The organism is Cellvibrio chitinivorans, assembly GCF_035117775.1.
In the GTDB taxonomy this organism is placed as follows: Bacteria; Pseudomonadota; Gammaproteobacteria; order Pseudomonadales; family Cellvibrionaceae; genus Cellvibrio; species Cellvibrio chitinivorans.
In genome coordinates, this window is the sequence record NZ_JAYKKN010000001.1 from 1,496,028 (window position 1) to 1,510,095 (window position 14,068).

The 14,068-nt window shown below is 44.2% G+C and carries 13 protein-coding genes; 5 read left to right on the top strand and 8 right to left on the bottom strand.

Annotation, left to right across the window (positions count from 1 at the left end):
- The first annotated feature begins 74 nt into the window (after positions 1–74).
- The 5 genes from SPL68_RS06310 to SPL68_RS06330 all read left to right on the top strand — a co-directional run bounded on the left by SPL68_RS06310 (position 75) and on the right by SPL68_RS06330 (position 8,154).
- A complete protein-coding gene (locus SPL68_RS06310) occupies positions 75–5,381 on the top strand; it encodes a DNA repair ATPase (protein WP_323814229.1) in 5,307 nt (1,768 codons plus the stop codon).
- Between the two features lie 50 nt (positions 5,382–5,431).
- Positions 5,432–5,938, top strand: coding sequence for a rhomboid family intramembrane serine protease (locus SPL68_RS06315; RefSeq protein ID WP_323814230.1), 507 nt, complete (start codon positions 5,432–5,434; stop codon positions 5,936–5,938).
- Positions 5,939–5,946: 8 nt separating this feature from the next.
- Positions 5,947–6,633: a phospholipase D-like domain-containing protein gene (locus tag SPL68_RS06320; RefSeq protein ID WP_323814231.1), complete on the top strand. Its 687-nt coding sequence runs from the start codon at positions 5,947–5,949 to the stop codon at positions 6,631–6,633.
- Positions 6,634–6,674: 41 nt separating this feature from the next.
- Positions 6,675–7,214 carry a TFIIB-type zinc ribbon-containing protein gene (locus SPL68_RS06325; protein ID WP_323814232.1) on the top strand — a complete coding sequence of 180 codons (540 nt, stop codon included), beginning with the start codon at positions 6,675–6,677 and terminating at the stop codon, positions 7,212–7,214.
- Positions 7,215–7,404: 190 nt separating this feature from the next.
- Positions 7,405–8,154 (top strand): fibro-slime domain-containing protein, encoded by a 750-nt coding sequence (locus SPL68_RS06330; protein ID WP_323814233.1) that lies wholly within the window; start codon positions 7,405–7,407, stop codon positions 8,152–8,154.
- Between the two features lie 71 nt (positions 8,155–8,225).
- Here the strand turns inward: SPL68_RS06330 and SPL68_RS06335 are convergent, their stop codons facing one another.
- The 8 genes from SPL68_RS06335 to SPL68_RS06370 all read right to left on the bottom strand — a co-directional run bounded on the left by SPL68_RS06335 (position 8,226) and on the right by SPL68_RS06370 (position 14,065).
- The gene (locus tag SPL68_RS06335; protein ID WP_323814234.1) at positions 8,226–8,639 is read right to left on the bottom strand and encodes a DUF6524 family protein; all 414 of its coding nucleotides are present in this window, start codon (positions 8,637–8,639) and stop codon (positions 8,226–8,228) included.
- A gap of 25 nt (positions 8,640–8,664) precedes the next feature.
- Entirely contained in the window at positions 8,665–9,108 is a 444-nt protein-coding gene (locus SPL68_RS06340; RefSeq protein ID WP_323814235.1) for a GNAT family N-acetyltransferase, read from the bottom strand.
- Between the two features lie 12 nt (positions 9,109–9,120).
- Positions 9,121–10,662: a S41 family peptidase gene (locus SPL68_RS06345; RefSeq protein ID WP_323814236.1), complete on the bottom strand. Its 1,542-nt coding sequence runs from the start codon at positions 10,660–10,662 to the stop codon at positions 9,121–9,123.
- 31 nt (positions 10,663–10,693) lie between these two features.
- Positions 10,694–10,984, bottom strand: coding sequence for a DUF2288 domain-containing protein (locus SPL68_RS06350; protein WP_323814237.1), 291 nt, complete (start codon positions 10,982–10,984; stop codon positions 10,694–10,696).
- Positions 10,985–11,101: 117 nt separating this feature from the next.
- Positions 11,102–12,001, bottom strand: coding sequence for a hydroxymethylglutaryl-CoA lyase (locus SPL68_RS06355; protein WP_323814238.1), 900 nt, complete (start codon positions 11,999–12,001; stop codon positions 11,102–11,104).
- Positions 12,002–12,025: 24 nt separating this feature from the next.
- Entirely contained in the window at positions 12,026–12,643 is a 618-nt protein-coding gene (locus tag SPL68_RS06360) for a flavin prenyltransferase UbiX (RefSeq protein WP_323814239.1), read from the bottom strand.
- A gap of 133 nt (positions 12,644–12,776) precedes the next feature.
- Positions 12,777–13,415, bottom strand: coding sequence for an RpiB/LacA/LacB family sugar-phosphate isomerase (locus SPL68_RS06365; protein WP_323814240.1), 639 nt, complete (start codon positions 13,413–13,415; stop codon positions 12,777–12,779).
- A gap of 182 nt (positions 13,416–13,597) precedes the next feature.
- Entirely contained in the window at positions 13,598–14,065 is a 468-nt protein-coding gene (locus SPL68_RS06370) for a hypothetical protein (protein WP_323814241.1), read from the bottom strand.
- Positions 14,066–14,068 lie beyond the last annotated feature (3 nt).

Genomic DNA, 14,068 nt, shown 5'->3' on the forward strand with positions numbered 1-14,068 from the left:
CCATCGTGTGATCTCTCCTTATTTATAGGGGAGATCACGAGAAGGTTTTGGTTGAAGGTGAAAAGGAAAAAACCATGTCGCAAAATACCGACACCGCTGCAGAAAATATTGTCGATAAAGCCGTCGCTGAGGGCGGCGCTTATGAAATTATTCGCAAGCGTTTGCTCGACCAAGGGCAGTTGCTCAATCAAAAAGTCCGTGAGCTGAATGATGCGCGCCTTGCTGAGTTTGGCAGTTCAGCTATGGTGGCAACTGCGCGCGTGCGTGTGCGCACGGAAAATAATTGTATCCCCCGCGATATAGTACAGGTGGGTGAATACCTGTTGTTCGGCTACAACGTCTTTCTTGGTTTGAAAAAAGAAACCAAAGTGGAAGATGTATTTTCACTGTTCATTAAAAAAGATACGGAAGCAGGTGCAGAGCTGGAGTCGGTTGCCTTTGCTGGAACTTTTTTGGCTGAACAAAGCTTTGTTAATGATTTTGACGAGCTTTATCGCTATTACAAAGACACGCGCATTGTTGAGCTAACGATCAATAATGGAAAATTATTAGCTGGCTTCCAGATTGGTGAGCGGTTGGATGATATTCGCGTGTTTCGCTGGTCATTGTCGCCCGATGGGAAAACTGTAAAGTACATAGATAACCGCGGCGAGCGTGACATTCAGTTGCCGCCTGCCTTTGATTTTGAATGGGTTTCCGCTACCCGCGAAAACGCTGTTCATGGTCGTCATCCGCATTTGAATATTCTCGATAAAGTATTTGTGGAGACGGTCGGTGGCGATCTCACCATAAAAATCGAAAATAATACCGAAGATGGTTTGGGAATTTATCGCGAAGAAGTAGAGGATAAAACCCAGTCGCTTGACGATGCCAGCGTTTTTTACGCCGACGTTGGCAATCTGGTATTGCTTAAAATTCGCCCCTATCGCGAAGAAGAGTTTCGTTATTTGATTTACAACACGCTTACACAAAGTGTGTTGCGTATTGATCAAATCGGCCAAAGCTGTGTGCAGTTGCCTGAGAGTCACGGCATTATTTTCCCGGGTGGTTATTACCTTAACACGGGCGAATATAAAACCTTTGACGGCGACAATAGTGCATTCCGTTTCAAGCGCATGATTCGTTCTCCCAATGGTGAGGATGTACTTTATGTGTTTTATGAGCCAGCGCTTGGCATTGTTTCTTTGCTTGCCTATAACATCATCGAAAAGAAATTACAGAATCCTATTTTTGGAAGTGGTTACGCGCTTGCTGATAATGGCGAAATTGTTATTTTTTCTGCAGAGGCTGAGCCGACCCGCGTGCACCCCATGCAAATTTGGGAAACACCTTATGTGAGTGCCGAGTTCGCCAGCAAAGCTCCTGCGCGCCAGAATTTTTATGGCCGCATTGGTAACAATGAATTGGTGCGCGGCATTTCTGATTTTTACAGTATTGGGCGCATTATCAATAATCAGGCGGTATCGGTACGGCTCTATGAAGAGTTGAGTCTGGCTGCGCGTAAAGTATTCGATACCTTTTATTGGCTGAGTGAAACTGATGTTCAACCAATTGCTGCGGTGCTGAAAGATATTTCCGCTACGGCGGAATTGGTGATTGATGAATTTGAAAAAGTAGAATCTATTCGTCAGCAATCAGCCAAAGCGATGCAGGAAGCGGAACAGGCTCAATCCGATATTCTGAGCTCATTGCAGCCAGATAATTGGAATTCAGCAGAAGAGTATGTGGATGCCTTAAGCCGCTTGCGCAAACAGCGCGGTCAGCTCGCCACTATTAAAGAGTATCGTTATATCGATCAGGCACGTATTGAGCAACTTGATACACAGTTGTTGGAATCCAACACTAGCTTGAGTGAACAAACGGTAACTTTTCTGGCTGATGAAAAATCGCTTACACCTTATCTCACCAAGTTGGATGAATTAAATTCGCAAATTGAAAAAGTAGAAACCACAGCGGCTATTGCGCCAGTGATTGAAACGATTGAGAAAACCGCCGCGGGTCTGGATTTGTTATCGGAATTAATGGCCACGCTAAAAGTGGACGATGCCACTCTGCGCACCCGCATTGTTGATTCCATTTCCGAAGTCTACGCCAAACTCAATCAAAGCCGCGCTAACGCTAAACACAAACAAAAGAATTTCGGCTCCGCCGAGGCGGTTGCACAATTTGGCGCGCAGTTTAAATTGTTCTCGCAAAGCATTGCCCATGCTTTGGGTTTATCAACTACGCCAGAAAAATGCGATGAACAATTGTCCAAGTCTCTGGTGCGACTGGAAGAGCTGGAAGGCCAGTTTAGCGAATACGATCAATTCCTTGCGGACATTATGGCCAAACGCGAGGAACTGTATGAAAGTTTCCAGGAGCACAAGCAGCGGTTGCTGGATGAGCGCCAGAAAAAAGCTCAAAGCATTACCGATGCAGCGGCGCGTATTCTCGCCAGTATTGAAAAACGCTCGCTCTCCATAAGTGCACTAGATGAACTCAATACCTATTTTGCATCCGATGCCTTGGTGCTGAAAGTTGCAGATTTAGTTGCGCAATTAAAAGCTCTTGATAACGCGGTTAAAGCGGATGATTTGGATGCGCGCTTTAAGGCCATTAAAGGTCAAGCGCTGCGTGCATTGCGCGATAAGAGCGATATTTTTGAAGAGGGCGGCAATGTTATCAAACTGGGTAAACACAAATTCAGTGTAAATACCCAAGAGCTGGATTTAACGATTATTCCGCGCGAAGGCGCGCTCAGTTTCCATTTGTCGGGTACTGATTACTACGCACCGGTTACCCAAACTGAATTGCTGGAATTAAAAGATTACTGGTCAGTCAGTTTGGAGTCGGAAACGCCGCAGGTGTATCGTGCGGAATATTTAGCTGCGTTGATTATTGATGCAGCCGAACAACAAACCGATGGTTTAACTCATGATCTTTTGCATGAAGCCTTACTAAGTGATGAAAAGCTCGCAAAAATAGTGCGCGATTTCAGTTCTGCTCGCTATAAAGAGGGTTATCAAAAAGGGATTCATGATCAGGACGCTGTACTTATTTTAAAAGCCTTGGTTCCGGCATTGGATTCAGTAGATTTACTTAAGTTTGATCCATTAGCCCGTGCCTTGGCGCAAGTTTTTTGGGCGAACATCAATGAATTTTCACTCAAGTCAAAAAACCAGAAAGGTAACCTTTCTTTTGAAACATGGACTGATCGCGCTATAACTGCCAAAAAAATGCAGCAACTGTTTGGCAGTCTGGATGCAATCAATTTGTTGGTTGTAGAGATCACCGAAACGCTGAGCGAATTTATTGAGTCGCACCCCTTGGTTGTAACTGCATTGGATATTCGTCGCGCAGTAGAATATTTGGTGGAAGAGCTTGCGCGTGAGCGCACCGAATTTATTACCAGCAAATACGCTGTGGCGTTAGTCGATGCGTTTAAGCAATCATTGGATGATAAAAGCTGGCGCCACTATCAAGACGTATTGGCCAAAATGCAAGGTTGGCCGGCGGAGCGTTGGAATTTAACTGCTGCCTGGTTGCAAGCGCTGATTAAAGATCAGCAGCTGGATCATTTGCAACATTATATTCCTGAAGCTGTAGCGGTTTTAAAAACTGATCAACGTTTGGATCGCCGCTATACCGAAGTTGAATTGGAGCTAACAATATCCGGATTGCTCGGCGAGCACCCGCGCATTCAGAATCGTTCTCTGGCCTTTGCGGTGGACGAGTTTGTGCAGCGGCTCGCGCATCATCGCTATGAAGTTGTGCCGCAATATCAGCGCTACTTGCAGGTACGCCAGCAAATTATTGAGCAGGAGCGAAGTAGCCTGCGCTTGAATGAATTCAAGGCAAAACCACTCAGCTCATTTGTGCGCAACCGTTTAATTAATGAATCCTACTTGCCAATTATTGGCGATAACCTCGCCAAACAAATGGGCGCACTGGGCGCAAATAAACGTACCGATTTAATGGGTATGTTGATGATGATCTCGCCACCCGGTTACGGCAAAACCACATTAATGGAATATGTGGCGAATCGATTGGGTTTGATTTTTATGAAAATCAATTGCCCATCACTCGGTCACGATGTGTTATCGCTTGACCCGGCGCAAGCACCCAATGCCACCGCGCGGCAGGAGTTGATCAAACTTAATCTGGCGTTGGAGATGGGCAACAATGTGATGCTCTATCTCGATGATATTCAGCACACCAATGCGGAATTTTTGCAAAAATTTATCTCGCTTTGCGATGGTACTCGTCGCATTGAAGGTGTGTGGCAAGGAAAAACCAAAACCTATGATATGCGCGGAAAAAAATTCTGCGTGTGTATGGCGGGTAACCCTTACACCGAATCTGGCGAAGCATTCAAAGTGCCGGATATGCTTGCCAACCGTGCGGATATTTATAACCTCGGTGATATCCTTGGCGGCATGGAAGAACAGTTTGCGTTGAGTTATATCGAAAACTCGCTGACATCCAATGCTGTACTTGCTCCTCTGGCGCTGCGCGATATGCAGGATGTGTATAAATTTATCGCCATGAGCAAAGGTGAGCAGGTTGCCACCACTGATTTAAGTCACACTTACTCGGGCGCAGAAGTAAATGAAATTGTTGGCGTGTTAAAAAAATTATTTGAAATCCAGAAAGTGATTTTGAAAATTAACCAGCAATACATAGCCTCAGCCGCGCAAGACGATAAATTCCGCTTGGAGCCATCCTTCAAATTGCAGGGTAGTTATCGCAATATGAATAAGATGACTGAAAAAGTCTCAGCGGTAATGAATGATGCTGAACTCATGCAAATGATTGCCGATCACTATTTAGGTGAAGCACAAATGCTTACCACCGGTGCGGAGAGCAACTTGCTTAAGCTGGCCGAATTGCGTGGCAATATGACCACTGAGCAAACAACGCGCTGGGAACAAATCAAAAAAGATTTCTTGCGCAATAAAGCTATGGGCGGTGATTCAGCAGATACCGGTCAAAAACTGGTAGTGCAGTTGGCGGATGTTGCGGAAGGTGTGCAAAAAATTGCCAGCGCTGCCAGTAAAAAACCGGAAGCAGATAATTCGGTTACAAACCAAAACTCTGCACTTGTTCATTTGGTAAATGAATCGCTACAGCGTTTGGAAAAACTGGTTCCGCCAGCTGCACCCAACGTAGAAGTGGTTAATCAACCATTACCGGATTTGGATAAGGTGCTTGGCGTGTTAGCAAAAACCCTGGAGGGTGCCATTTTGCCGCTGGTGCGCAATATGGATAAAAAACTGGATATTGATTTGCGCAATCACGAAAAAATTGAAGAGGTATCTTTGCAAATTAAAACCCTGCAACAAGAGCTGGCAGTTACTAGAAAGCCCAAAGCGCCTCCACCTGCAACTGATTCACCCTGATGCGGCGTTTATCTTCTAAACTTCGTTGGTTGTTTTTGTTTGCAGGGCTGATGATTGCGGCTCAGGTATTTAACTGGGTTTTTCATGGCTGGCTGTATCAATTTGGTCTTGTTCCAAGGCAGTTAGACTCGCTGCCTTGGATTTACACTGCCCCCTTTTTGCATGGCAGTGTGTTTCATCTGCTCAGCAATCTATTTGGTTTTTTTATTTTCAGCGGTCTGTTATTTTTTCATTCATTGCGACGTTATTTGTGGAGCAGCTTTTTCATAATCACATTAACCGGATTGTTGGTGTGGTGTTTTGGGCGTAGCGCTTTGCATATTGGTGCCAGTGGCTGGATTTTTGGATTGTGGAGCCTGACGATTGCAACTGCTTGGTTTGATCGCCGCTTTATTAATATTGTGATCGCGCTGGTTGTTATATTCTTTTATGGCGGAATGCTTTGGGGAGTCTTGCCGGCTGATCCGCGAATTTCGTTTGAATCACATTTGTTTGGTGCAATTTCCGGTGTGGCTTGCGCATTTGTACAGCACCGGCTATTTAAAAATAAAAGGTAAGGATTTTTATGCGGCAGCAAGAATTAGAGCAATGGTTGATCGCGAGTTTGGACGACTTTAAATTAAGCCAATCAGAGGTGCTTGAGCTGCGTGAAATTTTGCCTTGTTTGGTTAATGATGATATTGCTTTTGCGCGCAACAAAGCTTTTCAACTGGCACGCGAACCCATTCAAAGCGGTGGTGAAAACGCTATAGCGACTTTGCTCTGGTTGGAAAAGCTAAGCAAGACAATCGATAATTTTCGTCAGGCCGAGAACTCTTCTATTGCCGAGGCACATTTCAGCCCGGGCGAAAATTGCCGCAGAAAATTATTGGATTTGTTAGTTGGTGTGCGTGAATCGCTGGATGTTAGCGTATTCACTATTTCCGATGATCGCCTGGCCGAAGCTATTATCGAAGTTTATAACCGCGGCATAAGTGTCCGCATCATTACCGATGATGACAAGGCGTTGGATCAGGGAAGTGATATTCATCGTTTGATCGATGCTGGGGTGCCGGTACGCATGGATGCCAGTGAAAATCATATGCACCACAAATTTGCGATTATCGACAAACGTATACTTGTAAACGGCAGTTTTAATTGGACTCGCTCAGCTACTGAATATAATCAGGAAAATATTTTGGTGACCGATGAACCCAAACTCGTCACCGCTTATTTGGCTGAATTCGAGCGTTTGTGGCAAGATTTTAAATAGCTCTATCCCTTTCGTTTTAATCAGGTTTATTAGGAGTTTGAATGTACTGCAGCAATTGTAAAAATGTTCAGCTGGAACCACAGGAATTAGAGCCGGGATTAATTGTTGCTGGTTGCCCTGTGTGTCAGGGGACTTTGGTTTCGTTAATCAATTATCGTTTTTGGCATGATCGCTATGCTGATAAGGCAGTAGCGAATGAAGTCGAAGATGCAATGGAAGTGAAGGAATCGGAATCTGTACATTCTTGCCCTAAGTGCAGTCGGTTGATGCTCAAATACCAGATAGGCCCCGAGTCAAACCACAAATTGGATTTGTGCCCATCCTGCGATGAAGCCTGGTTGGATCAAGGCGAATGGCAGCTGTTAAAGCGACTGGATTTACACGGTAAATTGCCAAAAATTTTTACCGATGCATGGCAGCGAAACATTCGTAAGCAGCGGCAGGAAAACTCGATCAATGATCGTTATGAAAAATTATTGGGAGAGGATGTGTTTGATAGGGCGCGTGATTTTAAAGAGTGGCTCTATAAGCAGCCACAAGTGGATGACATTAAACAGTATTTAATTACACATAATGATTAATAGAGCATAAACCTCTAAATACTAACAATTTAGCGATATAAGTCGCGTCAGACTTTTTTACATGGATGTATGTCGTGCTTTTATGCCAGTTAATTGAGCGTTTGATTTTTAAGACGAATTTATAATTGGTATATGATTTGCTTTTTGGTTGTCTGTTACTCATCTCATTGAAGGATGTAGGGAGAGTGTCATGCGGCAACTTATCAAAACCAGTGTGTTTATTGCGACTTTAGGTTTCACGGCATCGGCTAATGCATTAACAATTGATCTCACCGGAATCTTGCGTGATATCAGTCAACTCCATGCCGATTTTCAAAACTGGTGCTGCGGCACAGTGACCGGTTTGGTGGAGCCAACCCTCGGCCCGGATGGTACGCCGGTATATGACGGCGGCACCTCCTTATCAAACGCCGAGAATTTTGCAGATTGGTATGCAGATGGTACCGATCATTTTGGGGAAATCCCTTACACCATTACGCTGGATAATTCCGCATCTTCTGATCCGCATGTTTATACTTTCTCCAGCAACAGTTTTTTTCCGCTTGATGGCCTGTTAGGTGGAAACGAAGGCTACGCACACAATTATCATTTTACTTTCAGACTCAACTCAGCATTTACCTATCGTGGCGGTGAAACCTTTACCTTTACCGGTGATGATGATTTGTGGGTATTTATTGATGATCAATTGGTTATAGATATAGGCGGTGTGCACAGCGCCGAAACTAGATCTATCAATCTTGACAGCTTAGGGTTGATTGTCGGAGAGGACTATTCATTTGATTTGTTTTTTGCCGAGCGGCATACAACAGAATCTAATTTCAGAATTGATACATCGATTCAATTGACTGATAGGACGCTTGTGCCTGAGCCATCGACGTTATTATTGTTGGGCTTGGGTCTGTTTGGATTAGGCGCTGCGCGCCGAAGGGTGAAATGTTAAATTATTTAATGAGCATTGATAATTTATTCTAGCGAAACAAAGCCCCGAATTGCTCTCGGGGCTTTGTTTTTTTAGCGATCTTCAATCTCATCAACATCCACTTGCCCACTCATGCGACGGGTAAGGTGCGACCAACTCATACCCACTGCAAGTAATGCCGCCAACAGAATTTCAATCACCCATACCATCGCCGAAACATTGGACACACTTAAAAATCCCCAATAAATAAACAGCCACACAATACAGGCAAATAAAGCGGAAAACGCGATAACCCCAATCATTCCCAACGAGTTTATTGTGGCATTTACATAAACCCCCCAGCCAATTAACAACAAAATTCCGGCTATCACCACATAAGGGGTGATGTTATCCAAACTGTTATAAGCCCAATGAAAAAAAGAGTAACCGCTGGGGTTGTAGCTAAGCAGTACGAGCAGCAACGCGAAAATAAAACGTACTGCGACACCGGAGGTGGTTAGGTTCATAATTATTCCTTACTGATAAAAAATATTAAGAAAAATGGCGGCGATATTTAATAAAACCCACTTTAGCGTCCGAGCTGTAGCCCAAGGCGCTATAAAAATCTCTTGCTCCGTGGTTTTTGTTATTGGTTTGTAACATGATTTTACTGCAATTTTTTTCCAAACAGAGGCTTTCAATATACTCCATCAACTGCTTCCCGATTCCTTTTCGCAAATAATCCCCACTCACAACAACATTTTCAACTACTGCAAATGGCTGGTCACCATACATAACATCCTGACATAGACATACAAGTGCGGTAGCTATTACATTGGTATCACTTTCACAAACCAGTAAGTAGGTGTGGTCGGTAGTTGAAACAAAATCTATGCGCTTAGCCAATACAACAGGAGGAGATAGCGCCGTTAATTGGCTATAAAGCTTATTTATGGCGTCTGCATCGCTGGCAATAGCGCGGCGAATTGTGGGCATGAGTATGTACCTTTATTGAGTTAAACCAAAGTATTGTTTGGCTTGTGTGAGTGCCCATTGCTGTAGCGCTTTATCATCACTCATGTCGCCCTCGTAAGTTACATCAGGAGTATAGGGCTGATTATCTTTGCGCATACGTTTGTTCCATTTCTTCACCGGAACCAGAAAATTAAATTTTTCTCTGGCGTACTCACTTTGCATGAAGGCGATTTCGGTATAAGCCGTATCTGCTTCCGTGGGCTCACCAAGATGCAGGGTGTTAGGCAAAAGTTTAATGAGATCGACAAAGTCGAGGCAGGCGCTAACACAAGTTTTATCGGTAATTAATAGCAGTTTTTTCGTTGATTTCCATTCATCAGTTGGTGCATCGCCACTGTTATATTCAATTGGTGTTTCGTTTTGGGGAAGGCTTTGCTCTCCTGCATCGAGGGCTTTTTTTAAGCGAACCAAAAACTTTTCCATGTATTGTGCGTACTCTGACTCTTTGCCGTGATTGGCAATGATTTTTTTATAGCTATAGTCATAAGACCAGTAAAGCTGCCAGCTTGCTCGATAAATAGGCTGTGCTCCCTGCAGCCTATAATTGTACTCATTGAAGACATATTCTTTTGCTTTTTCATCGTAATTGAATATGGCGCTTATGATATCGGTCCCATTTATTGAATTGCCTCCACTATTACCTCGGACATCTACGATGATTAGTGAGTTCTCTTTTGAAGCAGCTGAAATATCATGAAGCAATTGTTGTTGGCTTTTCACTGCCTCTTGTGTGTATAGACCAAAATCACGCGCGCGGATCCAAACTGTATCGGGTGCAGGTTGAAATAGTGAAGGAAGATGATATGGATACTGGTAGTGTGAGCTAATGGTAGAAGCATCATCTTCACTGATTGCCAGCCAAGTGATGGGGTAGGTTTTGACAGCGCCATTGATTTCAAACGTACATTGCTTTAGTGCTGGTCGATTTAATACTCCTATAGTTGCTCTATCTTGCGTTAATGCTTTTGCCGCAGAGTCTCGCGTTTTTAAAATGTGCCAGCGATTATCGATATAGGGTGCATAATGTTCATGTAAGAGCACATCAATTTCAGTGTTATCACAACTAATAAGATGAGATTTTTCTGGCGGGTAAGCTTCTCCGTTTTTGCTATAAGTAACGAAATATCCCTTATTGGTTGCTTTCAATAACCAGCCGGTCCAAATGTCTTTTCTTAGATCAAGTGATTGATAGGGTATGTGATCTAAGTGACCGCTTAAGTGCGCGTCTTGATAGCCCGCCAAGTAAAAATTAATCAGCGCTATTTCATCTGCTTGTGAGTTTACCTGTGCTAATAACCCTTTTGCTTTTTGAAATCCATCTTTGTGCCAAGAATGGAATGCTGTTGCGTTTGGTTCGAGCATGGCTGGATGCATCTCGCTAATTGATGTGTGAATGTATTCCAGGTGAGCGGCAGCTCGCTTCTGTGGCGTTAAATAAGCAGCATAAACAATGGCTGCCGTTATCAGTAATAAAACTATGGCAACAAAAAACGCAGTGAAAATATTTTTTATCATTATAGTGGCTCGTTCCCTGATCTTTTTTTGATTAATTTTTAGCTTGCACTAACACCCAAGGCTTTATCACTACTGCCCACACCAATGCATCCTGTTCGTACCATTGTTGAGCTTGAGTGTCTTTTACCGCATCGACTAAACCTGCTTCCATCCAGTCTTTAATTTGCGCGGCGTTATCAGCAACGATTTGTGCGGCTACATGGGTTAAATCCAGACTTGCGTCTACTGCTATGGCGTTGCCGCTGGCGAAGAAGCGTTGTAGTTCATGCCAGCGGATCTGTGCGGTTTGCAAATTTATTTGTTGTTCGATTTCGTTGTTCATATGACCTCTTTTTTAATTCCTCCCCAGCCCTCCCTTTTTCAAAGAGAGGGAGTAAGCCTCCTCTCTTTGAAAAAAGTGCGTAACAATTCCCCCTTTGAAAAAGGGGGCTAGGGGGATTTATGTGCCCATCGCTTTAGCGACTTTTGAATTGGTTGGTTTTCCTAATACATTGCTGATGGTATTGCCTGCGGCGATTAATTTTTCCAAATCTACACCGTGCTCAATACCAAGGCCATTTAATAAATAGACGAGATCTTCGGTGGCGATATTCCCCGTTGCGCCTGCGGCATAAGGGCAGCCGCCTAAGCCAGCTACGGATGAGTCTATAACGCTTATACCCATTTCAAGCGCAGCGTAGATATTGGCAAGCGCTTGTCCGTAAGTGTCATGCATATGCGCAGCAATTTTTCCGATGGGAATATCGCGCGCTACAGCTTCAATTAATTTTTTAGTGTGGCCTGCTGTGCCTACACCGATGGTATCGCCCAAAGAAATTTCGTAGCAGCCCATCGCAAATAATTCATTGGCGATGTTGGCAACAGTCGTTGTATCAATCGCACCTGAGTAAGGGCAGCCGAGTACGCAGGAAATGTAACCTCGCACTGGAATGTTCTGTTGTTTTGCCGATTCAATAAGTGCTTCAAAACGTTTGATGCTTTCGCTGATCGAGCAATTAATATTTTTCTGGCTAAAGGCTTCAGATGCAGCGGCAAAAATAGCGACTTCATTTGCACCTACTGCGAGAGCGCGTTCATAGCCCTGCAAGTTGGGTGTAAGCGCGGCGTAAGTAACACCGGGCTTGCGGGTGATACCGGAAAATACTTCGTTGCTATCGGCCATTTGCGGAACCCATTTCGGGTTTACAAAGCTGCCAGCTTCAATGTAATTCAGTCCAGCATCAACAAGGTTTTCAATTAATTGAATTTTTGCTGTTGTTGGGATGGATTGTTTTTCATTTTGTAAGCCATCGCGTGGGCCGACCTCAACGATGCGGACTTTTTTGGGTAAAGTGCTCATGATATTTAATTTATTTTCCCGCTATTAATCTTCGCCCCAACGCGGCATTAAAGTTTGTGGCACACCAAGCTGATCAAGAATACGCGCCACAATAAAATCGATAAGCTCTTCTACTGATTGAGGTTGCATATAAAAGCCTGGGCTTGCGGGTAAAACTATCACGCCCATTTGAGTGAGCTTTAGCATGTTTTCCAAATGGATTTCGGAGTAGGGGGTTTCGCGCGGCACCACAATTAATTTGCGGCGTTCTTTTAATGCAACATCTGCAGCGCGCTCAATTAAATTATTACTGGCACCATGTGCGATGGCGGAAAGGGTGCCGCCACTTGCGGGGCAAATTACCATCGAACTTGGTGAGCTGGAACCGGATGCGACTGCGGCAAACCAATCGTCTTTGGCGAGTAGTTGCAGTTGTTCTTCATTAGCATCGTAGAGGTCGCACAACAGTGCTTGTTGTTCATCTATATCGCGTGGTAAGTCCAAGTCAGTTTCAGTGCGAATAACAACTTCTGCTGCGCTGGAGATCATCAAAAACACTTTGCAATCGGCAGCGAGCAAACACTGCAACAACCGTAAACCATACTGCGCACCGGAAGCTCCGGTAATAGCGAGAGTAACTGTGCGTTGTTTTAGTTGAGTCATTTGCTGCGCCCTCAGATGCTATTTGATTTTGAATCCCTCTAGCCCCTCTTTTTCAAAGGGGGGAATTACTGTTTCTCTTTATATTAGAGAAAGGTTACTCCCTCCCTTTGAAAAAGGGAGGGCGGGGAGGGATTTATTTTCCCAATACTTCACTTACAAATGCACGAATTTCATCTACTTGGCAGTGCTCAAAGAAGCAGGCTTGGAAGCGCTCGCCAGTTACTGCAGTCTTTACGATTTCCGGATCAATCGCGCGCAAGCCATCCAGATAATTTTTTGCAGTTGCCAGTTTCACATTGGTAAGAATACCCGCGTTGCGCACTTGCGATTCTTTGCGCTCAGCTGGATAACCTTGGCCGCGTACGCCAGTAAAAGCTTTCTCAAAAATAGTGCGAATATTTAATTCGGCGCCCCAACCAAAACCTTTGGCAAATGGCAGTGCCAGCGCGTTGCCGTTGTTCACTTGTGCAAACAGGTACGCATCGGTTGGTTCAATGCAGTAGCCGCAGAATACGCCCGGGTGCGCGTTGAGTGACATCATCGCGCCTTGGCCGGTACCACAGCCACTCACAACAAAATCTACCGCTTTTGAGTTCAACAGTAAGCTGGCGATAACGCCCAAGTGGATGTAAGTCAGATAGTGGTCATTGTCATCGCTCATGCCTACGTTAAATACGCTGTGATTTTGTACGGCGGCGACATCATTAAGCTGTTGCAACACAATCGCGTTTTTGGATGCTTGGCTGAATTCGTTCATTAATGCAATTTTCATGGCAAAAGCTCTCTTGAAAAGTGGAATACAGAGGTAAAGACAGGCTCTTTGGCGCTGTTTGACGGTAATGACCGAGATTTCGCAGAAGTGTTAATGATATAGGGGGATGGAGGGTAATTGAAGGGAATGGGTGTATTTTGGACGATGCTTGGGCTGTTTTCACTCTCAAGAGTAGATTTCAACTAATCAATAGGCGCTTTATGGCGGCGCCAATACTCACGCCAAGTAAAGCCCTTGTAGGTCAATTCGAAGCAAAGCTGATTGTTCTTTGTTATTAAGGGCACCTCTTCGATGATGTTTTGGGCTGGGTATTCCGTTGCGATTGTATATTTTCCGTTGATAGTAATGAGGCGATAATTTGCTGACTCTCTGCTTATTCTTGCTCCGTCTTTATCATAGAGATTCGTAAAGACTTCACTATCTGTGTATTCCAAAATGGTACGCAAGCAACTTCCTGTTTCTTCGCAGCGGATAGCCTCAATAACAAGCTGATACTCTTTGAGATGCTTGCTTTTTGATTGTGAAAGTTCATAGGCTGTTTTTTCTGTGTCGCGTTCCCAAATCCCAATCAATGGATTTGTATTCGGCGTCGAATTGCAGCCTAGAATAAAAGCGAAAAATAATAAAAATGAAATCCGAAGTAGAGCCATTTT

Excerpts from the sequence above, each read along its gene's own strand:
- SPL68_RS06335 (WP_323814234.1), bottom strand. The coding sequence starts at position 8,639 with ATGAACCTAACCACCTCCGGTGTCGCAGTACGTTTTATTTTCGCGTTG.
- SPL68_RS06365 (WP_323814240.1), bottom strand. The coding sequence starts at position 13,415 with ATGAAAATTGCATTAATGAACGAATTCAGCCAAGCATCCAAAAACGCG.
- SPL68_RS06350 (WP_323814237.1), bottom strand. The coding sequence starts at position 10,984 with ATGAACAACGAAATCGAACAACAAATAAATTTGCAAACCGCACAGATC.
- SPL68_RS06370 (WP_323814241.1), bottom strand. The coding sequence starts at position 14,065 with ATGGCTCTACTTCGGATTTCATTTTTATTATTTTTCGCTTTTATTCTA.
- SPL68_RS06330 (WP_323814233.1), top strand. The coding sequence starts at position 7,405 with ATGCGGCAACTTATCAAAACCAGTGTGTTTATTGCGACTTTAGGTTTC.
- SPL68_RS06325 (WP_323814232.1), top strand. The coding sequence starts at position 6,675 with ATGTACTGCAGCAATTGTAAAAATGTTCAGCTGGAACCACAGGAATTA.
- SPL68_RS06315 (WP_323814230.1), top strand. The coding sequence starts at position 5,432 with ATGATTGCGGCTCAGGTATTTAACTGGGTTTTTCATGGCTGGCTGTAT.
- SPL68_RS06345 (WP_323814236.1), bottom strand. The coding sequence starts at position 10,662 with ATGATAAAAAATATTTTCACTGCGTTTTTTGTTGCCATAGTTTTATTA.
- SPL68_RS06355 (WP_323814238.1), bottom strand. The coding sequence starts at position 12,001 with ATGAGCACTTTACCCAAAAAAGTCCGCATCGTTGAGGTCGGCCCACGC.
- SPL68_RS06320 (WP_323814231.1), top strand. The coding sequence starts at position 5,947 with ATGCGGCAGCAAGAATTAGAGCAATGGTTGATCGCGAGTTTGGACGAC.
- SPL68_RS06360 (WP_323814239.1), bottom strand. The coding sequence starts at position 12,643 with ATGACTCAACTAAAACAACGCACAGTTACTCTCGCTATTACCGGAGCT.
- SPL68_RS06340 (WP_323814235.1), bottom strand. The coding sequence starts at position 9,108 with ATGCCCACAATTCGCCGCGCTATTGCCAGCGATGCAGACGCCATAAAT.
- SPL68_RS06310 (WP_323814229.1), top strand. The coding sequence starts at position 75 with ATGTCGCAAAATACCGACACCGCTGCAGAAAATATTGTCGATAAAGCC.